The organism is Pseudomonas helleri (genome assembly GCF_001043025.1).
GTDB lineage: Bacteria > Pseudomonadota > Gammaproteobacteria > Pseudomonadales > Pseudomonadaceae > Aquipseudomonas > Aquipseudomonas helleri.
Window position 1 is genome coordinate 239,084 of the sequence record NZ_JYLD01000007.1, and the last position, 21,239, is coordinate 260,322.

A 21,239-nucleotide genomic window follows, 5' to 3' on the forward strand; every position below is an offset into this window, starting at 1 on the left:
GGGCCGACAGGCAGGGTTATATCTGTCGAAAAAAACCTTTTTTAGTCGTACTGGCTGCTTGGCGCGACGCTGTATAAGGTATATCCGCTAAATTCTGATTTTTTATGACCGTGTGAAATCTGCGAGTTGCACCTGAATGATTTGGCTGCGCGCCTGTCTGAGGTGTTATCGAGTGTGTTTATACGGCCTTTTAATGCCCTTTTTTGCCGTTGGGAATCTTTCATGCGTTTTCATCAATTAATAGCTGTGGGCTGTTTGTCTTTTTTCAGCCTGGCGAGTCATGCCGAAATCCTGACGGGCCTGTATCAAGTGCGTGAGCCGGTCACCAGTCAGTCGCCTGATGAGCGCGCGCAAGCCACGCAAAAAGCCCTGGAAACTCTGGTGTTGCGCCTGACGGGCGACGCCAAGGCGGTGCAGAACCCTGCGCTGGAGCCTATTCGCAAAGACCCTCAGCAAATCATCAGCCAGTACGGCTATGACGCAGGCCCGCCTGAATCCCTGCAAGTGGATTTCGACCCGGTGAGCACGGACCGCGCCTTGCGCCAGGCCGGTTTGTCACTGTGGGGCAGCAACCGCCCGGCCTTGCTGGGTTGGTGGCTGAACGATTCTGTAGACGGCTCCAGCCTGGTGGGTGACGGTCAATCCGTTGCCGAACCATTGCGCCGCGCCGCCCAACACCGTGGTTTGCCACTGCGCTTGCCGCTGGCTGACTTGAGCGAGCAATTGGTGGGCACCGCTGAAAATCTTGAAGGCTCTAATCCGGCGCCGCTGAAAGAGGCGTCCGAGCGTTACGGCGCAGACGCGCTGCTGGCCGTGCATGCCCACGAAGACAGCGGCCAGTGGCAGGCCAAATGGCGCCTGTGGATCGGCGATCAACAAGAGCAAGGCAGTGCAACCGGCGCTGATCAGGCGGCACTGGCGGATGACGTAATGCTGCAAGTCAGCCAGCGTCTGGCTCCGCGCTACGCCGTCAAGCCGGGCGTGTCGACCGATCAGTTACTTGAAGTACAGGGCATGACCCTGGAGCGCTATGCTCAGTTGAGTCGCTTGCTTGAACCGTTTGGTGGCCAATTGGTGAGCGTCGACGGCAACCGTATCGTCTATCAGGTCAACGGCAGTGCAGAGCAGCTGCGTTCGCAGTTGGCGTTGGCGCAAATGCATGAAGTGCCTGCAGATCAGGCGTCGGCTACACCTCAGGCGGCGCAGTTGCGCTTTAGCTGGTAGTTTTTTCTCTTCTATATATAAGGACAGGCATTTATGCGGGATTCGCGACGGTGGGTTTGGTGGGGTGTAGCGCTGGCCGCGGTGCTATTCGTGTATTTCTTGCACGCGATACTGACGCCTTTTCTGATTGCGATCGTTCTTGCTTACATGTTCGACCCGGTGGTTGATCGCCTCGAAAAAATCGGCCTGTCCAGAACCTGGGGCACGATCACGGTCTTTACCCTGTTCACGGTCATTCTGGTGACGTTGCTGGTGGTGCTGGTGCCGATGCTGGCCAAGCAGTTGGTGAAGCTTTACCAGTTGGCGCCACAGGTACTGGACTGGTTGCAGAATACCGCCTTGCCGTGGGTGCAAACCCGGTTCGGGCTGGGTGATGGCTTCTGGAACTTCAACAAGATCAAAGCCACCATTACCGAGCACATGGGGCAGGCCGGGGATATCGCCGGGGTAGTGCTGTCACAGGCGACCGCTTCAAGCCTGGCGCTGTTTGGCTTTTTGGCGAATCTGGTGCTGATTCCAGTGGTGGCCTTTTACTTGTTGCGTGACTGGGATGTGTTGCTGTCCAAGATTCGTGGCCTGCTGCCGCGCGATCGCGAAGAGCGGATCGTGTCGCTGGCCAAGGAATGTCACGACGTACTCGGCGCTTTCGTTCGTGGGCAGCTATTGGTGATGGTCGCTTTGGGCATCATCTATTCGGCTGGCTTGATGCTGCTGGGCCTGGAGCTGGGGCTGTTGATCGGTTTGATGGCTGGTTTGGCGGCTATCGTGCCGTACATGGGCTTTATCATCGGCATCGGCGCCGCGTTGATTGCGGGCCTGTTCCAGTTTGGCGGTGACCTGTACCCGATGCTGGGGATTGTCGCGGTGTTTATGGTCGGGCAGGCGCTGGAAGGCATGGTGTTGACCCCGCTGTTGGTGGGTGACCGCATCGGCCTGCACCCTGTGGCGGTGATCTTTGCGATTCTGGCGGGCGGCGAGTTGTTCGGCTTTACCGGCGTACTGCTGGCCTTGCCGGTCGCGGCCGTGATCATGGTGCTGGTGCGCCATATGCACGATTTGTACAAACATTCGCAGGCCTACAAAGGTGATGAAGAACCTGAGTTGTAGGCGGGTGAGCGATTGAATGAGAGGCCGGTTCATGTGGCGATGAACCGGCCTTTTTTAATGACCGGGCGTGAGCTTGTCTGTCAGAAAAACTTGATTCAATCCAATGCGTTAACGCAAACCTTTGATTTTGCTCGTGGTCTGTTACATTGTGCGCCCGGCTACACGGGTATAAACTTTGCAAACTTTACACAGAGGCCACTAACGGTTCGTTTGAACTGTTCAGTCAGCATGAAACCGATTCAGCTGCCCCTAGGTGTGCGTCTGCGAGATGACGCTACCTTCATCAATTACTATCCAGGCGCCAATGCCGCTGCACTCGGCTACGTCGAACGTCTGTGCGAAGCCGACGCCGGGTGGACAGAAAGCCTGATTTATCTGTGGGGCAAACACGGGGTAGGGCGCACGCATTTGTTGCAGGCCGCATGCTTGCGTTTCGAGCAACTGGGCGAGCCAGCGGTGTATTTGCCATTGGCGGAGTTGCTGGATCGCGGTATCGAGATCCTCGACAACCTTGAGCAATACGAGCTGGTGTGTCTGGACGACCTGCAGGCCGTGGCCGGTCGGGCTGATTGGGAAGAAGCGCTGTTTCACCTGTTCAATCGCCTGCGTGACAGCGGGCGTCGCTTGCTGATCGCCGCCTCGGCCTCGCCGCGTGAATTGCCGATCAAGCTGGCCGACCTTAAATCACGCCTCACCCTGGCGCTGATTTTTCAAATGCGCCCCTTGTCTGATGAAGACAAACTGCGTGCCTTGCAGTTACGCGCCTCGCGCCGTGGCCTGCACCTGACCGACGAAGTCGGGCATTTCATCCTCACGCGCGGTACACGCAGCATGAGCGCATTGTTTGAATTGCTTGAGCGCCTCGATCAGGCCTCGTTGCAGGCACAACGCAAGCTGACCATTCCCTTCTTGAAAGAAACCCTCGGCTGGTAAACCCCCGCCATCCCCTTTTTTTGCAGGAGCGAGCTCGCCTCGCGATCTTTTGCTGTAAAAGCGCATTCCTACAAGGTTTTGGCAGTATTCAGGCGCCAGAAAACCTGCGTGTCAGACGTGTGTCTACGCAAAATCGATTGTCAGGGGTGTAAAACCTTAGATGTCACGTGAAATCGACCAAGTCACATTTAATTCGATTGAATTTGCAAATGAGGATCATAGAGGGCATAGTCGCGGTAACTTTTCCTACAGCCACGGTCGTGCCCATGCTAAAGCGCTTCGCACCCCTCGTGCCTCTCGCACTCGTTACCCTGCTTTTCGGCTGCGCTGCTCACTCGCCAGTGTCCCAGCAAGTTGTCGATTCACAGGTTCAAAAGTCATCTTCGTCGCAGTCTTCCGCTCTTTATCAGGAAGAACTGGCCACTGAAAAAGAACTGGCTCAATTTTCCGAAAACAGCAAGCCTTACGAACTGCCGGCCCTGGCTGACAGCATTCTTGAGCGCGGAATGTCCTTGATCGGTACCCGTTACCGTTTTGGCGGCACCTCTGAAGCTGGTTTCGATTGCAGTGGCTTTATCGGCTATCTGTTCAAAGAGGAAGCGGGCATGCAATTGCCGCGCTCCACCCGCGAAATGATCAACGTAAATGCACCGTTGGTCGCGCGAAACAACCTCAAACCGGGTGACCTGCTGTTCTTCAGCACCAACGGTCGCGGACGTGTCAGCCACGCTGGCATTTACCTGGGCGATGACCAGTTTATTCACTCCAGCAGCCGCCGCAGCGGTGGTGTAAGGATTGATAGCCTGGGCGACACCTACTGGAACAAGACCTTTATTGAAGCCAAGCGTGCTTTGGCCATGGCGCCAACCAGCGTAGTGGCTCGTAAGTAAAGTTAAAGTCTTACTTGAAGTTTGGCTTCTAAGCGCTAGAATTCAGTCGCAATGTTAAATTCCTGAAGCCGCGAAGGTATCCCCTGTCGCGGCTTCGGGTTTCGCGGCCCAGTAGCCGTATCCAGAATCAGGAACGTTCTGTTTATGTCGACCCTGGCCCGCGTTGCCCTCATCACGTTCGCCGCACTGCTCAGTGCCTGCGCAAACCGTCCTGCACCTGCTCCCGTTGAAGTCAAACCGGTTGTGTCGTCGAGTCCGATCGATGATGGTTCGCCGTTGGCGGCAGACGTACTGTTTCGTGCGTTGGGCCTGGTAGGCACGCCGTATCGCTGGGGCGGTAATACACCGGACTCAGGTTTTGATTGCAGCGGCTTGATCAAGTACGTCTACAACGACATGGCGGGTATTTCGTTGCCGCGCACCACCCGCGAAATGATCGTAATGCGCGGGCAGAATGTCGGCAAAGACCAACTGCAAACCGGTGACCTGTTGTTCTTCGCCACCAATGGTGGAACCCAAGTCAGCCATGCCGGCATCTACGTGGGTGAAGGCCGCTTTGTGCATGCGCCTGCCACGGGCGGCACGGTCAAGCTGGACAGCCTCAGCAAAGCCTATTGGCAAAAAGCCTACCTGAACGCCAAGCGCGTCTTGCCAACCGAGCAGCATTTGGCGCGGTTGCCTTAATCTCTCTAATTTGATGAGGCCTCTGTAGGAGTTGCCGCAGGCTGCGATCTTTAGTTTTTAGAGATCAAAAGATCGCAGCCTTCGGCAGCTCCTACCAAAAGTGCATAGATCTGTCGTGACAGGGTTTAAAGGTTTACTCCCCCGACACCCGCCACACTTTGTTGCCGACATCATCGGCCACCAGCAAGTCCCCCTGTTTATCAATGACGACCCCCACCGGGCGGCCCATGGCTTTTTCATCGGAGTTGAGGAAGCCGGTCAGCACGTCAATCGGCATGCCGTTGGGTTTGCCGTCGGCAAACGGAACGAAGATCACTTTGTAGCCACTGTGCGGTTTGCGGTTCCATGAGCCATGCTGGCCGATAAATACGCCGTCGGTGAAGTTCGGCAGTGTGCTGTTTTGCGCGAAGGCCAGGCCCAGCGAGGCGGTGTGCGGGCCGACGGCATAATCCGGGGCAATGGCTTTGGCCACCAGCTCGGCGTTTTGCGGGTTGACCCGGACGTCGACGTGCTGCCCGAAGTAGCTGTAGGGCCAGCCATAGAAGCCGCCGTCTTGCACCGAGGTGATGTAGTCGGGCACTAAATCGCTGCCGATTTCGTCACGCTCGTTCACAGCGGTCCACAGTTTGCCGGTCTTGGGTTCCCAGTCCATGCCGTTAGGGTTACGCAGCCCTGAGGCAAAAATGCGATGGCTACCGGTGGCCGGGTCGACTTCCCAGATCGCCGCGCGACCTTCTTCGATGTCCATGCCGTTTTCGCCGACGTTACTGTTCGAGCCGACACTCACGTAGAGTTTTTTACCGTCAGGGCTGGCGATGACGTTTTTCGTCCAGTGGTGGTTCAGGCCGCTTGGCAAATCAATGACCTTGGTCGGTTGCGCGCTGATGGAGGTTTCGCCCGGTTGATACGGGAAGCGCAGCAACTTGTCGGCATCCGCCACGTACAGGTCGTTGCCCACCAGGGTCATGCCGAAGGGCGAGTTCAGGTTTTCTAGAAACACTGTGCGGGTGTCTGCTTTGCCATCGTGGTTGGTGTCGCGCAACAAAGTGATGCGGTTGGCGCTTGGCACGCCCGCACCGGCGCGGCCCATGACCTTGCTGGCGATCCACTCGCGCAGCCCCTGGCTGCCATCCGGTTTGGCCGGTGCGTTGCTTTCGGCCACCAGCACATCGCCATTGGGCAACACATAGAGCCAGCGCGGGTGGTCGAGCCCTTCGGCAAATGCCTGCACCTGCAAACCTTGCGCGGCAACTGGCTTGGTGCCTTGCGCCCAGCCCACCGCCGGGGCGATGTTGACGGTGGGGATCAGCGTTTTGTTCGGTGCCGGCAGAGTAGGCGAGGGGCCTGTGCCATCGGTAACTTGCAGGGTCGAGCTTTCACCGCAGGCGGCCAACCCTGCCGCTAAAACGATGACAACAGCGTGCTGGCGCTTGAACATAGGGATCTCCATGAAAACAGTGGGCGTGTAGTCATAGAGAAGCGTAGCCGTTCAAAGGTTCAGGCCGACGGGTTTGTTTGCTGCGCAGCCCGGCACCTTTAATTGACGCTCCACCCCCAACCCTCTAACCTTCGCGGCGTGTTTCAGGTGCTCTGCAACCCAAGGTTGGCAGAGTGAAACAGGGAAGCCGGTGAGGGCGCGTTTGACCCACACAACCGCTTTGATCCCGGCGCTGCCCCCGCAACGGTAAATGAGTCAACATCACGCTCAATGCCACTGTGTTTATTACACGGGAAGGCGCGTGGCCCGGTGCTGTTCCTTATTCAGGAACGCCCACTCATGAGCCCGGAGACCGGCCTGATCCATCCAGCACCCTTGCGGCGGGCGAAGGTGTGTCGATTGTTAACGAATTCCCCCGCCTCCCGTTTGCATTTTTTAGCCCCAACGGAGAGCTGCCATGAATGAATCCCCCGAGCGCGACGAACGTCACCTGGCGCGCATGCAACGCAAAAAAGCGATTATGGACGAACGCATTGCCAGCGCTCCCAATGAGTGCGGCCTGCTGCTGGTGTTGACCGGCAACGGCAAAGGCAAGAGCAGTTCGGCTTTCGGCATGTTGGCCCGGGCCATGGGCCACGGCATGCAGTGCGGCGTGGTGCAGTTCATCAAGGGGCGTAACAGCACCGGCGAAGAGATTTTTTTCCGTCGCTTCCCTGAACAAGTGCGCTATCACGTGATGGGCGAAGGTTTTACCTGGGAAACTCAGGACCGCCAGCGTGACATCGCCGCCGCCGAAGCCGCCTGGCAAGTGTCCCGCGAGATGCTGCGCGACCCGGCCATTGGCCTGGTGTTGCTGGATGAATTGAACATTGCGCTCAAGCACGGCTATCTCGACCTGGAGCAAGTGCTGAGCGATCTGCAAGCTCGCCCGCCGATGCAGCATGTGCTGGTCACCGGGCGCGGCGCTAAACCTGAACTGATTGACCTGGCCGATACCGTGACTGAAATGGGCGTGATCAAACATGCCTTCCAGGCCGGTATCAAAGCCCAGAAAGGCATTGAATTGTGAGTGTTGAAGCATGAGAGAGTCGCGTCATTGCCCGGCGGTATTGATCGCCGCACCGGCCTCCGGTCAGGGCAAGACCACCGTCACCGCCGCCTTGGCCCGATTGCACCGCAATCAGGGGCGCAAGGTGCGGGTCTTTAAATGTGGCCCCGATTTTCTCGACCCCATGATCCTCGAGCGCGCCAGCGGTGCGCCGGTGTATCAGGTCGACTTGTGGATGGTCGGCGCCGACGAAAGCCGGCGCTTGCTCTGGGAAGCGGCCGGTGAATCGGACCTTATCCTCATCGAAGGGGTCATGGGCCTGTTTGACGGCACGCCGTCCAGCGCCGATTTGGCCCGCCATTTTGGCGTGCCGGTATTGGGCGTGATTGACGGTACGGCCATGGCCCAGACGTTTGGCGCGTTGGCCCTGGGGCTGGCACGTTATCAGCCGGACCTGCCGTTTGCCGGGGTATTGGCCAACCGGGTGGGCACGGTGCGCCACGCGCAGTTGCTGGAAGGCAGCCTGACCGAAGGCTTGCGCTGGTACGGCGCGTTGTCTCGCGAAACCGGGATCGAGTTGCCCAGCCGTCATTTGGGTCTGGTGCAAGCCAGCGAGTTGAACGATCTGGATATGCGTCTGGACGCCGCCGCCAATGCCTTGGCCAGCACCTGTGAGGTAGCGCTGCCACCGCCGGTGGAATTCGCCGCGCCTGAGCCGGTGGCCATTGAGCCGTTGCTGGCCGGTGTGCGGATTGCCGTGGCGCGCGATGAAGCGTTTGCCTTTACCTATGGCGCGAGCCTGGCACTGCTGCGCGGCATGGGCGCTGAGCTGGTGTTTTTCTCGCCGATTCGCGACACCCAACTGCCGCAGGCCGACAGCGTGTATTTGCCCGGTGGTTACCCGGAACTCCATCACCAGGCCCTTGCGCGCAATACCTCGATGCTTGAAGCGATCCGTGCCCACCATCACGCGGGCAAACCGCTGTTGGCCGAGTGCGGCGGCATGCTTTATCTGCTTGACGCCTTGACCGATGTTGAAGGCCAGCGTGAAACGCTGGTGGGCTTGCTCAAGGGCGAAGCGACGATGCAAAAGCGCCTGGCTGCGCTGGCCTTGCAAGCCGTCGAAATGCCCGAAGGCCTGCTGCGGGGTCACACTTATCATCACTCGCTGACCAGCACCGAACTTGAGCCCATTGCGCGGGGCCTGAGCCCCAATGGCGGGCGCGGTGCCGAAGCGGTGTATCGCCAAGGGCGTATGACGGCGTCTTATGTGCACTTTTACTTTCCGTCCAATCCCCAGGCCATTGCTGCGTTGTTCGCGCCGTGCGCTGTGAAGGTGCCATGAGCGACAACGCATTTAGCCCTGAAGAAAAGGCCGCTGTGTACCGCGCCATTGCTGAGCGCCGCGATATGCGCCACTTCAGCGGTGGTGAAGTGGCGCCCGAGTTGTTGGCCCGCTTGCTCGAAGCCGCGCATCAGGCGCCGAGCGTGGGCCTGATGCAGCCGTGGCGGTTTATCCGCATCACCGACCGTGAGCTGCGCGGCAAGATTCAAACCGTGGTCGAAGCCGAGCGGGTACGCACCGCTGAGGCTTTGGGCGAGCGCTCAGACGAGTTCATGACACTCAAGGTCGAAGGCATTAATGACTGCGCCGAAGTGCTGGTGGCCGCGTTGATGGATGACCGTGAAAAGCACATTTTTGGCCGTCGGACATTGCCGGAAATGGACATGGCGTCGCTGTCCTGTGCGATTCAAAACCTCTGGCTGGCGGCGCGGGTCGAAGGCCTGGGCATGGGCTGGGTGTCGTTGTTTGAGCCTCAGGCGTTGGCCGATCTGCTGGGCCTGCCTGCCGGGGCCAAACCGCTGGCGGTGTTGTGTCTGGGGCCGGTCGAGCAGTTTTATCCGGCGCCGATGCTGGTGCTGGAAGGGTGGGCGCAGGCGCGCCCGCTGAGTGAGTTGGTGTACGAGAATTATTGGGGAGTAAAGCCATGAGTGTGGCGTTGTTGTGCGTTGCCGGTGTGGCGTTGGATGCGCTGCTCGGCGAGCCTAAACGCTGGCATCCGCTGGTTGCGTTTGGCCGCATGGCTGACCGTATCGAACAGCGTTTCAATTCCGGTGGCCGTGGCTGGCGCAGCCATGGCGTGACCGCCTGGGTACTGGCGGTGTTGCCGTTGACGATTGTGGCCACGGCCTTGTCGTGGCTGCCGTATATCGGTTGGATGGTGGAGATTCTGGCGCTGTACTGCGCGCTGGGCATGCGCAGCCTCGGTGAGCACGTGCAGCCGGTGGCCGAGGCCTTGCGCGCCAATGACCTGGACGAGGCGCGTACGCGGGTTGGTTATCTGGTCAGCCGTCAAACCAGCGAACTGGATGCAACCGAAGTGGCCCGGGCCGCCACCGAGTCGGTCCTGGAAAACGGCAGTGATGCGGTGTTCGCGGCATTGTTCTGGTTTGCCGTTGCCGGTGCGCCGGGCGTGGTGCTCTACCGTTTGAGCAACACCCTGGACGCGATGTGGGGTTATCGCAACGAGCGCTTCGAGCGTTTTGGTTGGGCTGCCGCGCGCATCGACGACCTGCTTAACTACATTCCTGCACGGCTGGTGGCACTGACCTACGCCTTGCTCGGTAAAACCCGCTTGGCGTTGACCTGCTGGCGCAAACAGGCGCCGCAATGGGACAGCCCCAATGCCGGGCCAGTGATGGCGGCCGGTGCCGGTGCGCTGGGAGTTGAGTTGGGCGGTGCAGCGATTTATCACGGTGAAGTGCATGAGCGCCCGCAGTTGGGTGAAGGCGTGCCCGCCGATGCCGATTCGATTGGCCGTGGCTGGCAGTTGGTGCAGCGCGGTGTGTGGCTGTGGTTACTGATCTTGTGCGTGGGGAGTGAGTTCTTTGCTTGAGCATGGTGGACGTTTGCGTCAGGCGGCCCTCGACTACGGCATCGCCGAGTCGCAATGGCTGGACTTGTCCAGTGGCCTCGCGCCCTGGCCTTTTGCGATTCCGGCGATCCCCGAGCGGGCCTGGGCGCGTTTGCCCGAAACCGATGACGGACTTGAGCAGGCGGCCTGCGAGTATTACGGCGCCCCCCACGTATTGCCGGTGCCGGGTTCGCAATGCGCGATCCAGTTGCTGCCGCGTCTGCGCCGCAGTGGCAAGGTCGGCGTGCTGTCACCTTGCTACGCCGAGCATGCCGAGTCGTGGCGGCGCAGCGGTTACATCGTGCGTGAAGTTCTGGAGCAGGAAGTCGACACCTACCTCGACACCCTCGATGTGCTGGTGGTGGTCAACCCTAACAACCCCACGGGCCTGAGCCTGCCCCCCGAGCGTTTGCTCGACTGGCACGCACGGCTGGCCCAGCGCGGCGGCTGGCTGGTGGTGGACGAAGCCTTTATGGACAACACCCCCGAGTTGAGCCTGGCCGCAGAGAGCGGGCGCAGCGGATTGATTGTGCTGCGTTCGTTCGGCAAGTTTTTCGGCCTGGCCGGGGTGCGGTTGGGCTTTGTGCTGGCGGAACTTAAATTGCTCAAGCTGCTGGCAGAGCAAGTCGGCCCGTGGGCCGTCAGCGGCCCGACGCGGATTGTCGGCCAGGCGTGCCTGCTCGACGCCCAAGGCCATGCCCGGCAGCGAGAGCGCAGTGAGTTGGCCAGTGCCCGCTTGCAGCACTTGCTGGGCCAGCATGACTTGCTCCCGCAGGGCGGCTGCGCCTTGTTCCAGTGGCTGATCACCCCAGAGGCCGAGCAGCTTTACGACTTTATGGCCCGGCGCGGGATTTTGCTGCGCCTGTTTACCAGCAACAGCAGCGTGCGTTTTGGCCTGCCTGCCGATGAAGCCGACTGGTTGAAGCTGCAAGAGGCATTGCAGGCTTATACCCAGTCGCGAACCAAGGACGTTTCATGAGCACATTGATGGTGCAGGGCACCACTTCCGATGCGGGCAAAAGCACGCTGGTAACGGCGTTGTGCCGCTGGCTGACCCGCGAGGGCGTGCGCGTGGTGCCGTTCAAACCGCAGAACATGGCGCTCAACAGTGCCGTGACCGCTGAAGGCGGCGAAATTGGCCGCGCCCAGGCCGTACAGGCGCAGGCCGCCGGTTTGCCGCCGCACACCGACATGAATCCGGTGTTGCTCAAGCCCAACAGCGACACTGGCGCCCAAGTGATCATCCATGGCTGCGCCGTCACTACCATGAACGCGGTGGCGTATCACGACTACAAGGCCATCGCCATGCAAGCGGTGCTGGCCTCGCATCAACGGCTGAGTGCCGCGTACCCGGTGGTCATGGTTGAAGGCGCGGGCTCGCCGGCCGAGATCAACTTGCGCGCCGGTGACATCGCCAACATGGGCTTTGCCGAAGCGGTGGATTGCCCGGTGGTGCTAATTGCCGACATCAATCGGGGCGGCGTTTTCGCGCACTTGGTTGGCACCCTGGAGTTGCTCTCCGAGACGGAGCAGGCACGGGTCAAAGGCTTCATCATCAACCGTTTTCGCGGTGACATTGCCTTGCTGCAACCGGGCCTCGACTGGCTGGAACAGCGCACCGGCAAGCCGGTGATTGGCGTGTTGCCCTACGTGCTGGATTTGCACCTTGAGGCCGAAGACGGCATCGACCAGCGCCAGACCGACAAGGTCGAGCACGTGCTCAAAGTGGTGGTGCCGGTATTGCCGCGCATCAGCAACCACACCGACTTTGACCCGCTGCGCTTGCACCCGCAAGTGGATTTGCAGTTTGTCGGGCCGGGGCAAGCGATCCCGCCGGCTGACTTGATCATCCTGCCGGGTTCAAAAAGCGTGCGCAGTGACCTGGCGTATTTGCGCGCCAATGGCTGGGAAACGGCGATCAATCGCCACCTGCGCTACGGCGGCAAGGTGCTGGGTATTTGCGGTGGTTTGCAGATGCTCGGGGAGCAGGTGCATGACCCGTTGGGGCTGGAAGGGGCGCCCGGTTCGAGCGCTGGTTTGGGCCTGTTGGGTTTTAGCACCGAACTGGCCGCCGAGAAGCAGCTGCGCAACGTGCGCGGCCATTTGCTGCTGGAAGACGCCGAGGTCAACGGCTACGAAATTCACGCCGGTGTCACCACGGGGGCAGCCCTGGAGCAACCGGCGGTGCGTCTGGATGACGGCCGTTGTGACGGCGCGCAGAGTGCTGACGGGCATATTCTCGGCACGTACCTGCACGGCTTGTTCGAGTCGCCTGAGGCCTGCGGCGCGTTGCTGCGCTGGGCCGGGTTGCAGAACGTGCAGCACGTCGACTACCACGCCCTGCGCGAGCGCGACATCGAGCGGCTGGCCGATCTGGTCGAGAAGCACCTGGACACGGCGTACTTGCGCGAGCTTTGCGGTATCTGATGCGTTATGGATCCTGTGGGAGCGGGCTTGCTCGCGATAGCATCGACCTGGTTTGCCAGTAATAGCGCGTCGCTTGCATCGCGAGCAAGCCCGCTCCCACAAGATCAAAAGCGGTATTTTTGAGGTTTTTAAACATGCAGCAACTGATTTTGGGTGGCGCCCGTTCGGGTAAAAGCCGCTTGGCCGAGAAGCTCGCGGCCGACTCTGGCTGCGCTGTTATCTACATCGCCACCAGCCAGCCGCTGGACGGCGAAATGAACGAGCGGGTTCGCCTGCACCGTGAGCGTCGCCCCGCACAGTGGGGCTTGATCGAAGAGCCGATTGAGCTGGCCCGCGTGTTGCGTGAAAACGCCGGTGCACAGACCTGCCTGCTGGTGGATTGTCTGACCTTGTGGCTGACCAATCTGCTGATGCTTGAAGACCCGCAGCGCTTGAGCGCCGAGCGTGAGGCGCTGCTGGAGTGCCTGGCTGGATTGCCGGGGCACATTGTATTTGTCAGCAACGAAACCGGAATGGGTGTCGTGCCGCTGGGCGAATTGACTCGCCGTTACGTCGATGAAGCCGGTTGGTTGCATCAAGCCTTGGCCGAACGTTGCCAGCGAGTCGTACTGACCGTGGCGGGCCTGCCCCTGACATTGAAAGGAACTGCGCTATGAACACCCCGTGGTGGCTGAACCCGTGCAAAGCGGTTGATCGTGAGGTGCAAGCGGCGGCGGCCGAGCGCCAGCAGCAGTTGACCAAACCGGCGGGTTCGCTGGGGCAACTGGAAACCCTGGCTGTGCAGTTGGCCGGGTTGCAGGGGCGCTTGAAACCCCGTGTCGATCAGCTGTGGATTGCGATTTTTGCCGGAGATCATGGCGTGGTCGCCGAGGGCGTATCGGCCTACCCGCAGGAAGTGACCGGGCAGATGCTGGCCAACTTTGTCAGCGGTGGGGCGGCAATCAGCGTGCTGGCCCGTCAATTGGGTGCGCACCTGGACGTCATCGACCTGGGCACGGTAACGCCGATGCTCAACCTGCCGGGTGTGCGGCATTTACAGCTGGGCGCGGGCACCGCCAATTTCGCCGCAGGCCCTGCCATGTCTGATGCTCAGGGCCTGAAAGCCCTGGCGGCCGGTCGTGACAGCGTGGTGCGGGCACAAGAGCTGGGCTGCGAGTTATTCGTGGGCGGCGAGATGGGCATTGGCAACACGGCCTCGGCCAGTGCCGTGGCCAGTGCGCTGCTGCAATGCCCGGCGTCTGAGCTGACCGGGCCTGGGACCGGGCTGGACGCTGCGGGCGTGAGCCACAAGGCGCGGGTGATTGAGCAAGCGCTGGCATTTCATGACGGCTACCTGGACGACCCGCTGCAAACCTTGTTCCGCTTGGGCGGTTTTGAAATCGCGGCCCTGGCCGGTGCCTATGTGGCGTGCGCGCAAGCGGGCATTGTGGCGTTGGTTGACGGTTTTATTTGCACCGTTGCCGCCATGGTTGCCGTGCGCTTGAACCCTGAGTGCCGGGAATGGCTGGTGTTCGGTCACCGCGGTGCTGAACACGGGCATCGCCGTGCCCTGCAAAGCTTGCAGGCTGAGCCGTTGCTCGACCTCGGTTTACGTTTGGGTGAAGGCAGTGGCGCTGCATTGGCGGTGCCGTTGGTGCGTCTGGCCTGCGACCTGCACGGGCAGATGGCAACGTTTGCTGAGGCGGCTGTCGCGGATCGCCCGGCATGAGCGTGACCCTGGACTTGCTGCGCCACGGTGAAACCGAGCTGGGCGGCGGGCTGCGCGGCAGCCTTGATGATGCGCTGACGCCCGTGGGCTGGGAGCAAATGCGCGCAGCCGTTAAGGGCCAAGGCCCGTGGGACCGGATTGTCAGTTCGCCGTTGCAGCGCTGTGCTTTGTTCGCCCACGAACTGGCCGGGCAACTCGCGCTGCCGGTCACGTTCGACAAAGACCTGCAAGAGCTGCACTTTGGCGAGTGGGAAGGGCAGAGCGCCGCCGCGCTGATGCAAACCGATGAGCAGGCACTGGGCCTGTTTTGGGCAGACCCTTACCGCTTCACCCCGCCTCAGGGCGAGCCGGTGCTTGAGTTCTCGCAGCGGGTGTTGGCGGCGGTCACGCGCTTGCAGCAAGCCCACGCGGGGGAGCGGGTACTGGTGGTGTGCCACGGCGGGGTGATGAAGTTGCTGTTGGCGCAGGCCCGTGGTCTGCCCCGTGAACAGTTGCTGAACATTCAGGTGGTTAATGGTGCGCTGTTCGAGTTGCAGGTCGACGCACACGGCGTTTTGAGCGAGGGGGGCTGAACATGTTGCCGTTCTGGATTGCCTTGCAGTTTCTGAGCAGCTTGCCGATCCGCTTGCCCGGCATGCCGCAACCCCAAGAGCTTGGGCGTTCGTTGTTGTTCTACCCGCTGGTCGGTCTGTTGTTTGGCGTGCTGTTGTGGGCGCTGAACGGCCTGTTGGCCGGGGCGCCGTTGCTGTTGCATGCGGCGCTGTTGCTGAGCGCCTGGGTGTTGCTCAGTGGTGGCTTGCATCTGGACGGACTGGCTGACAGCGCGGATGCCTGGCTGGGCGGCTTTGGGGATCGCGAGCGCACCCTGACCATCATGAAAGACCCGCGCAGCGGCCCGATCGCCGTGGTCACGTTGGTGCTGGTGTTGTTGCTCAAGTTCTGTGCCTTGCTGGCGTTGATCGAGCATCAACACACGGCCGTCTTGTTGATCGCCCCGCTGATCGGCCGCAGTGCATTGTTGGCGGTGTTTTTGACCACGCCTTACGTGCGGGCGGGCGGCTTGGGCCAGGCCTTGGCCGATCACTTGCCGCGCAAGGCGGGTTGGTGGGTGCTGGGGCTCAGTGCTGTGGCCTGTGTTGTGTTGGCCGGTACTGCCGGGATGTGGGCCTTGTTACTGGCGGCGTTGGGCTTTGTGTGGCTGCGCCGTGTGATGATGCGGCGCTTGGGCGGCACCACGGGCGATACGGCGGGTGCGTTGCTGGAATTGCTGGAAGTACTGGTTTTAGTGGGGTTGGCGCTGGTGGCAGACTGACCCCGGTGTTGTTTAAATCTTGATTCTCCTTCATTGCGGGTATATACATACAAAATGTTACCAACCCAGTGTTTATGCACCAACCTGCGGCGTGCTTCGCGGGGCATCAGCCGACATTACGACGGAGCCCTGGATGGCTTCGGGATCAACGTTGCGCAGTTTTCATTGATGAGCAACCTCAAGCGACTGGATCAGCCGAGTATTTCCAGCCTCGCCGAGGCCATGGGGCTGGATCGCAGTACCTTGGGCCGTAACCTGCGGGTGCTGGAAGGCGCTGGCCTGGTGAAGATGTCTGAAGGTGAGGACCACCGTAATCGGCTGGTCTGCCTGACCGAAGAGGGTGAGAGGCGCTTCAATGCAGCCTGGCCAGCCTGGGAGGCCGCACAACAGCGCTTGGTCGCGCGTTTGGGAGAAGACCGGCGCGAACAGTTGCTGCAGTTATTGGATGAGCTGGCGGGTGTCGATTAGCACCCGTTTTACGAATAAGAATGGGTATATACCCGCATCAGGAGAATAACAATGACATCGGTGTGGCGAACGAGCGGGTGGGTGCTGCTAGGCAGTGCGTTGATTTTGGCGCTGTCGTTGGGGGTCAGGCATGGCTTTGGTCTGTTCTTGCCGCCCATGAGCGCGCAGTTCGGCTGGGGGCGTGAGGTGTTTGCCTTCGCCATCGCCTTGCAGAACCTGATCTGGGGCCTGGCTCAGCCGTTCACCGGTGCATTGGCCGATCGCTTTGGCGCCGCCAAGGTGGTGATCGTCGGCGGTGTGCTTTATGCCGTCGGGCTGGTGCTGATGGGCATGTCGGACTCGTTGCTGACGCTGTCGTTGAGTGCTGGCCTGTTGATTGGTATCGGCCTGTCCGGCACGTCGTTTTCGGTCATTTTGGGTGTGGTCGGCCGTGCCTTGCCGCCAGAGAAACGCAGCATGGGCATGGGGATCGCCAGTGCGGCGGGCTCCTTTGGCCAGTTTGCAATGCTGCCCGGCACGCTGGGATTGATCGGCTGGCTTGGCTGGTCGTCCGCTTTGCTGGTACTGGGCTTGCTGGTGGCCATGATCGTGCCGTTGGTGAGCATGCTCAAGGACCGGCCAACACCGAGCCTGGGCGGCGAGCAAACACTCAAGGAAGCGCTGCGTGAGGCCTGCACTCACTCGGGCTTCTGGCTGCTGGCGTTTGGTTTTTTTGTCTGCGGGTTTCAGGTGGTGTTTATCGGCATCCACTTGCCGGCCTACCTGGTCGATCAGCATTTGCCTGCCACCGTGGGCACCACGGTATTGGCCCTGATTGGCCTGTTTAATATTTTTGGTACTTACACCGCCGGATGGCTGGGCGGGCGTATGTCCAAACCGCGTTTGTTGACCGCGTTGTACCTGGCGCGCGCCGTGGTGATCGTGGTGTTTTTGTGGGCGCCGCTGTCGCAATTCAGCGCTTATCTGTTTGGCATGGCCATGGGCTTTTTGTGGCTCTCGACCGTGCCACTGACCAACGGTACCGTCGCCACAATGTTTGGCGTGCGTAACTTGTCGATGCTGGGCGGGATTGTCTTCCTGTTCCATCAACTGGGCGCATTTCTAGGCGGTTGGCTGGGCGGCGTGGTCTATGATCAAACCGGCAGTTACGAACTGATCTGGCAAGGTTCTATCGTGCTCAGTCTGTTGGCAGCGGCCTTGAACTGGCCGGTGCGTGAGCGTCCGGTCGCGCGTTTGCAGGCACAAGGGAGCATGGCGTGAGTTCACTGTGGCTTTGGTTGGGTGGCATCAGCGCGGGTTTTTTGCTGCTGGCCCTGAGCTGGTGGGGCTGGCATCAAGGTGGCCTGGCCTTGCTGGAGTTAGGCATGGGCACTTGCTAGTGCCGTGCCGGGGCGAGTAAGTTCTGTGCCTGCACCTCTATAAAGGACACGAACAATGCTAAAGCGCTGGATTGCGATGCCCGTACTGTTGTTGGCGTGCGCGGGTTCTGTCTGGGCGGCTGATTGCCCGTCTTTGCTTGAAGGTTCATTGCCCAAACTACGGGCTAAAGAGTCGATCGATCTGTGCAAGCAGTTTGCCGGCAAGCCTTTGTTGATTGTGAACACGGCCAGCTTTTGCGGGTTTGCGCCCCAGTTTGAAGGCCTCGAGGCGATAAACCAGCGCTTTAAGGGTCAAGGGCTGGAAGTGATCGGCGTACCGTCCAATGACTTCAAGCAAGAGGCCAAAGATGGCGAAGAGACGGCCAAGGTCTGCTACGTCAATTACGGCGTGACCTTCACCATGACCGAACCGCAAAAGGTGCGGGGTGACGATGCAACGCACCTGTTCAAGGTCCTGGCTGAACAAAGCAGCACGCCCAAGTGGAATTTCTACAAGTACGTGGTGGACCGCAAAGGCAATGTGATTGCCAGCTTCTCGAGCCTGACCAAACCGGACAATCCGGAGTTGATCGAAGCTATAGAAAAAGCCATCGCCTCAAAGTCCTGATTCCTACACAAGAAAAAGCCCCGCCTCTGCAAAGAGAGCGGGGCTTTTTAGTTCAGGCTGTGTGAGCGTCAGGCTCTCGCAAGCTTAGAACTTGTACGTTGCACCGACAGCAAAGCCATTGGCGCTGTTTTCGTACTTGGCGCTGTAGTTGTTGATGCCTTTGGAATCGTTAACTTTGACCGACTCTTCTTTCAGGTAAGAGTAAGCCACGTCAATAACCAGATTCTCGTTAACGGCATAACCGGCACCCAAGCTGAAGATCGTCCGGTCACCGGTAGGGATGCGTGGCGAGCGATTTTCATTGTTGGTAGGCGATTGGTCCCAGGTCAAACCGGTACGCAGTACCCACTGCTTGTTCAACTGATACGACGTACCGATGGCGTAAGCCCAGGTGTCGTGCCAGTTTTGTTCTTCTTTGATGGTCGTGAACGCTTGAGCGCCGCCAGCACCGGCGTTGGCCATGGTCACGCCTTTGTTCTGCACGGTGATGTCTTTCAAGCGGCTCCAGCGGGTCCAGGTGCTACCGGCATAGACCTTCCAGGCATCAGACAGGTCTTGGGTAACGGACAGGTCCCAGGATTCCGGGGTGTCGATCGACAGCGAAGCGTCATAGCGGTTGCTTTGCAGCAACTGTGGCGGAGTACCTGCGCCCGCTCCGATTTCGGTGTGGCCTTTAAGCTTGTAGGTCACTTTGGAGTGGTAGGTCAGACCGACACGGGTAGTGTCTGTGGCTTGCACCAGAACACCGGCGTTCCAGCCCAGTGCGGTGTCATCACCTTTGATCTTGACGTGGGCTTCAGGTGTGCCGGGCACCAGTGCAAGATCCGACTCCAGCTTGCCGGAGATGCGGTTGATGGTCGGGCCGAAACCTACCGAAACGCGATCGTTGAAGGCGTAGCTGACAGTAGGCTGCAGGGTCACGACTTTTACGTCACTGGTGCTGCCGAAGGCACGGCCCTGGAAGCTTTTTTCGTACTCAGTTGCCAGGCCGAAAGGTGCATAAACACCGAAGCCGATGGCCCACTGGTCATTGAGCTTGTTGGTGTAGAAGCCCATTGGCACGCCGGTGAAAGGGACCATGTCGCCTTTGTTGGTGCCTTTGACGTTGCCGTTGGCATTTTTGATATCGGTTGAGGCGTCGATCACGGCGATACCGCCTGTGACCTGTTGTCCGCTTAGGCGGGACATACCGGCAGGGTTACCGAAAACGGTACTTGCATCGTCAGCAGAAGATGAGCGACCTGCGAAGCCGGTCCCCATACCGCTAACGCTTTGTTCGTTGAGGGCGAAGCCGCTTGCGAAAATCTGGCTGGAAGCCAAAGTGACAGCGAGGCTAAGTGTGGTCTTGAGCATTACTTTTTTCATTATTAGAACTCCTTTTGATCACCGGACGAAAGCTACCAACATTTTTGTAAGAGCGCTATAGGCTAAATCGCAGAAGATAACGATGTTTTGTAGGACAATCTGACCGTTTTCCGATCATTTACAGGTTTGCAGAGGGTTGAAAAATCTCAAGCCGCTTGGTTGAGAACGGTCATGCAGTCGCGGCCAACATCCTTGAAAGTGTGCAAACGTCCTTTTAGCTCAACTACTTGGCGCTCCTGCAGGTCTTGCGGGTGTTCTGTCGGTGCAACGGTTGGCTGACTGCAATGCCTGGCAACAAAACATTGGCGTACAAAGTGTATTTTTGTTTGGTCAGGTTAACTTTGATGCAGTGATGTAAAGCACCAGCTCCCTGGCGTGATCCCTGTGCAGCGTCGGCGCCTGAAAATGGCCGGCGGCACCCAGGCGCTTGGCAGCTGTGGGTCGTGAGGGTGCGCCGGAAGCGGTTTTTACCGCTTGAGTTGAAGTGTAGTGTCATATCTCTGTTGTAAAGCTCTGTTTTTAAATCGTTTGTAGCTTCTAGGTGTAAACGATATATCCGCAAGTGCTTAAGCGATGCCGGATATTTCTTTAATGACGCCCAACAAAAAGCCCTGCTGTTCGGGCAGGGCTTGTTGGGTAAGCGCTTGCGGGTCTTAGGCGATAAGAGCCTGACGAGTACGCTCGATCACAGCTTGCAGAGGCTCTGCGCTGGAATATTGATCGGGGTACAGGCGTTCGCTGTGACGGGCGATGCCGTGTTCGTTGACCAGGGTGAAGCTGAAGCAGCCTTTGCGAGCGGCCATAATCAGGCAGTTCATTGGAGCAAAAGCGTTGGTTAGGGTGCGAATGGCATCCTGAGTGTGGATTTGAGTATTCATAGTTATTAGGTGTTCCTACAAAAGACACAGATATGATCCGTGCTGCGTTAAAACGTTCCAGTGACGTCGGGCCATTTTGGCGGGACGAAGAACCTGTCTGGAACAAAGCCGCCAGTTGGAGCGCATTAAGTATGTGGCGCTTGGGCTGGCAGGTAGGTACTTAGGAGGGCAGGCAATCACAACAAGAGCTAAGGTTCCATGCTCTGGGTGAAGATCCTGATCAATTTGCAGGTTGGTTCGGTCAGAGTAAAAAACTTCGCGATACCCTTTGCTTGTTCAAAGGCTGTATCGGCGCAAGGTTTACCTGGAAACCATCTAGGGGGTCGATCCCGTTTAATCAGCGCGGCCATCTATTTGAGAAGCTGCTGAGGGATTTGTTCGGCCCGAATTGACTTTCAGCTTGGTACTAACGCTGCGGATACTATCGGGTTGAAAATTTAAATGCAAGTGTGCTAGCGAAAAAACATCCTGCAACGGTGTTCGGAGCATCACGCATAACAGGCCGTATCGGGGCTGTTATTAGCCTGTTTTAGGCAATATTCCACGTGGGCTTGCCTGGGCAGCGAGCGTCACACGGGTGTTGAATGGGGGTGTTTTCTGCGGGTGAGTCCTACATTTTTTGCCTCTGAATCGCCCTGCGCGCTGCACGGAATGTGATCTTTTGCACATTTGCAACACAACCAACATATTCGTCTGCGAGGTCAAAGTCGGCAGCTGTCTAGCCTGTTCCGCAAATTTAAGTCAATGAAAAACATCGTTTTTTTTAATTGGTGAAAAAATCGACAGTTTGACTCTAGGCCCCGTAGGGTGGGGGTTTGCGGGGGGTAAACGAGGGTTGTCCACTGACTTATCCACA

At 59.2% G+C, this 21,239-nt stretch carries 22 protein-coding genes and 1 riboswitch; of the genes, 19 read left to right on the forward strand and 3 right to left on the reverse strand.

Annotated features, from left to right (window positions below):
- The first annotated feature begins 222 nt into the window (after positions 1–222).
- The 5 genes from TU84_RS13650 to TU84_RS13670 all read left to right on the forward strand — a co-directional run bounded on the left by TU84_RS13650 (position 223) and on the right by TU84_RS13670 (position 4,838).
- A complete protein-coding gene (locus tag TU84_RS13650) occupies positions 223–1,224 on the forward strand; it encodes a DUF2066 domain-containing protein (RefSeq protein ID WP_048369741.1) in 1,002 nt (333 codons plus the stop codon).
- 33 nt (positions 1,225–1,257) lie between these two features.
- Positions 1,258–2,331, forward strand: coding sequence for an AI-2E family transporter (locus tag TU84_RS13655; protein WP_048369743.1), 1,074 nt, complete (start codon positions 1,258–1,260; stop codon positions 2,329–2,331).
- A 228-nt stretch (positions 2,332–2,559) separates the two neighbouring features.
- Positions 2,560–3,264, forward strand: a complete 705-nt coding sequence (gene hda, locus TU84_RS13660) for a DnaA regulatory inactivator Hda (protein WP_048369745.1) — start codon at positions 2,560–2,562, stop codon at positions 3,262–3,264.
- A 266-nt stretch (positions 3,265–3,530) separates the two neighbouring features.
- Positions 3,531–4,154 (forward strand): C40 family peptidase, encoded by a 624-nt coding sequence (locus TU84_RS13665; protein WP_048369747.1) that lies wholly within the window; start codon positions 3,531–3,533, stop codon positions 4,152–4,154.
- Positions 4,155–4,298: 144 nt separating this feature from the next.
- Positions 4,299–4,838 (forward strand): C40 family peptidase, encoded by a 540-nt coding sequence (locus tag TU84_RS13670; protein ID WP_048369748.1) that lies wholly within the window; start codon positions 4,299–4,301, stop codon positions 4,836–4,838.
- Between the two features lie 133 nt (positions 4,839–4,971).
- Here the strand turns inward: TU84_RS13670 and TU84_RS13675 are convergent, their stop codons facing one another.
- The gene (locus tag TU84_RS13675; protein ID WP_048369750.1) at positions 4,972–6,276 is read right to left on the reverse strand and encodes a PQQ-dependent sugar dehydrogenase; all 1,305 of its coding nucleotides are present in this window, start codon (positions 6,274–6,276) and stop codon (positions 4,972–4,974) included.
- 128 nt (positions 6,277–6,404) lie between these two features.
- A riboswitch (cobalamin riboswitch) is annotated at positions 6,405–6,651 on the forward strand.
- A gap of 82 nt (positions 6,652–6,733) precedes the next feature.
- Here TU84_RS13675 and cobO point away from each other — a divergent pair.
- The 14 genes from cobO to TU84_RS13740 all read left to right on the forward strand — a co-directional run bounded on the left by cobO (position 6,734) and on the right by TU84_RS13740 (position 18,140).
- Positions 6,734–7,345 (forward strand): cob(I)yrinic acid a,c-diamide adenosyltransferase, encoded by a 612-nt coding sequence (gene cobO / locus TU84_RS13680; protein ID WP_048369752.1) that lies wholly within the window; start codon positions 6,734–6,736, stop codon positions 7,343–7,345.
- 10 nt (positions 7,346–7,355) lie between these two features.
- Positions 7,356–8,669 carry a cobyrinate a,c-diamide synthase gene (locus tag TU84_RS13685; RefSeq protein ID WP_048369754.1) on the forward strand — a complete coding sequence of 438 codons (1,314 nt, stop codon included), beginning with the start codon at positions 7,356–7,358 and terminating at the stop codon, positions 8,667–8,669.
- A complete protein-coding gene (gene bluB, locus TU84_RS13690; protein ID WP_048369756.1) occupies positions 8,666–9,316 on the forward strand; it encodes a 5,6-dimethylbenzimidazole synthase in 651 nt (216 codons plus the stop codon). The genes TU84_RS13685 and bluB overlap by 4 nt, the downstream gene beginning before the upstream one ends.
- Positions 9,313–10,221 (forward strand): adenosylcobinamide-phosphate synthase CbiB, encoded by a 909-nt coding sequence (cbiB, locus tag TU84_RS13695; RefSeq protein ID WP_048369759.1) that lies wholly within the window; start codon positions 9,313–9,315, stop codon positions 10,219–10,221. The genes bluB and cbiB overlap by 4 nt, the downstream gene beginning before the upstream one ends.
- Positions 10,214–11,218, forward strand: coding sequence for a threonine-phosphate decarboxylase CobD (gene cobD / locus TU84_RS13700; protein WP_048369761.1), 1,005 nt, complete (start codon positions 10,214–10,216; stop codon positions 11,216–11,218). The genes cbiB and cobD overlap by 8 nt, the downstream gene beginning before the upstream one ends.
- The gene (locus TU84_RS13705; RefSeq protein ID WP_048369762.1) at positions 11,215–12,666 is read left to right on the forward strand and encodes a cobyric acid synthase; all 1,452 of its coding nucleotides are present in this window, start codon (positions 11,215–11,217) and stop codon (positions 12,664–12,666) included. Before cobD ends, TU84_RS13705 begins: the two co-directional genes overlap by 4 nt.
- 134 nt (positions 12,667–12,800) lie before the next feature.
- Positions 12,801–13,322 (forward strand): bifunctional adenosylcobinamide kinase/adenosylcobinamide-phosphate guanylyltransferase, encoded by a 522-nt coding sequence (cobU, locus tag TU84_RS13710; RefSeq protein WP_048369764.1) that lies wholly within the window; start codon positions 12,801–12,803, stop codon positions 13,320–13,322.
- The gene (cobT, locus tag TU84_RS13715; RefSeq protein WP_048369766.1) at positions 13,319–14,374 is read left to right on the forward strand and encodes a nicotinate-nucleotide--dimethylbenzimidazole phosphoribosyltransferase; all 1,056 of its coding nucleotides are present in this window, start codon (positions 13,319–13,321) and stop codon (positions 14,372–14,374) included. Before cobU ends, cobT begins: the two co-directional genes overlap by 4 nt.
- Entirely contained in the window at positions 14,371–14,946 is a 576-nt protein-coding gene (locus tag TU84_RS13720; protein ID WP_048369768.1) for a histidine phosphatase family protein, read from the forward strand. The genes cobT and TU84_RS13720 overlap by 4 nt, the downstream gene beginning before the upstream one ends.
- 2 nt (positions 14,947–14,948) lie before the next feature.
- Positions 14,949–15,686, forward strand: a complete 738-nt coding sequence (locus TU84_RS13725; protein ID WP_048369770.1) for an adenosylcobinamide-GDP ribazoletransferase — start codon at positions 14,949–14,951, stop codon at positions 15,684–15,686.
- A 54-nt stretch (positions 15,687–15,740) separates the two neighbouring features.
- Positions 15,741–16,154, forward strand: a complete 414-nt coding sequence (locus TU84_RS13730; RefSeq protein ID WP_048369773.1) for a MarR family winged helix-turn-helix transcriptional regulator — start codon at positions 15,741–15,743, stop codon at positions 16,152–16,154.
- 51 nt (positions 16,155–16,205) lie between these two features.
- The gene (locus TU84_RS13735; RefSeq protein WP_048369776.1) at positions 16,206–17,414 is read left to right on the forward strand and encodes an MFS transporter; all 1,209 of its coding nucleotides are present in this window, start codon (positions 16,206–16,208) and stop codon (positions 17,412–17,414) included.
- The gene (locus tag TU84_RS26610) at positions 17,411–17,533 is read left to right on the forward strand and encodes a hypothetical protein (RefSeq protein WP_256677239.1); all 123 of its coding nucleotides are present in this window, start codon (positions 17,411–17,413) and stop codon (positions 17,531–17,533) included. The genes TU84_RS13735 and TU84_RS26610 overlap by 4 nt, the downstream gene beginning before the upstream one ends.
- Before the next feature lie 55 nt (positions 17,534–17,588).
- On the forward strand, positions 17,589–18,140 hold the full coding sequence (locus tag TU84_RS13740) for a glutathione peroxidase (RefSeq protein WP_048369778.1): 552 nt from the start codon (positions 17,589–17,591) through the stop codon (positions 18,138–18,140).
- Between the two features lie 84 nt (positions 18,141–18,224).
- On the opposite strand, the gene TU84_RS13745 is transcribed toward TU84_RS13740, so the two are convergent.
- The gene (locus TU84_RS13745; protein WP_048369780.1) at positions 18,225–19,505 is read right to left on the reverse strand and encodes an OmpP1/FadL family transporter; all 1,281 of its coding nucleotides are present in this window, start codon (positions 19,503–19,505) and stop codon (positions 18,225–18,227) included.
- 653 nt (positions 19,506–20,158) lie between these two features.
- A complete protein-coding gene (locus TU84_RS13750) occupies positions 20,159–20,383 on the reverse strand; it encodes a hypothetical protein (protein ID WP_048369782.1) in 225 nt (74 codons plus the stop codon).
- Positions 20,384–21,239 lie beyond the last annotated feature (856 nt).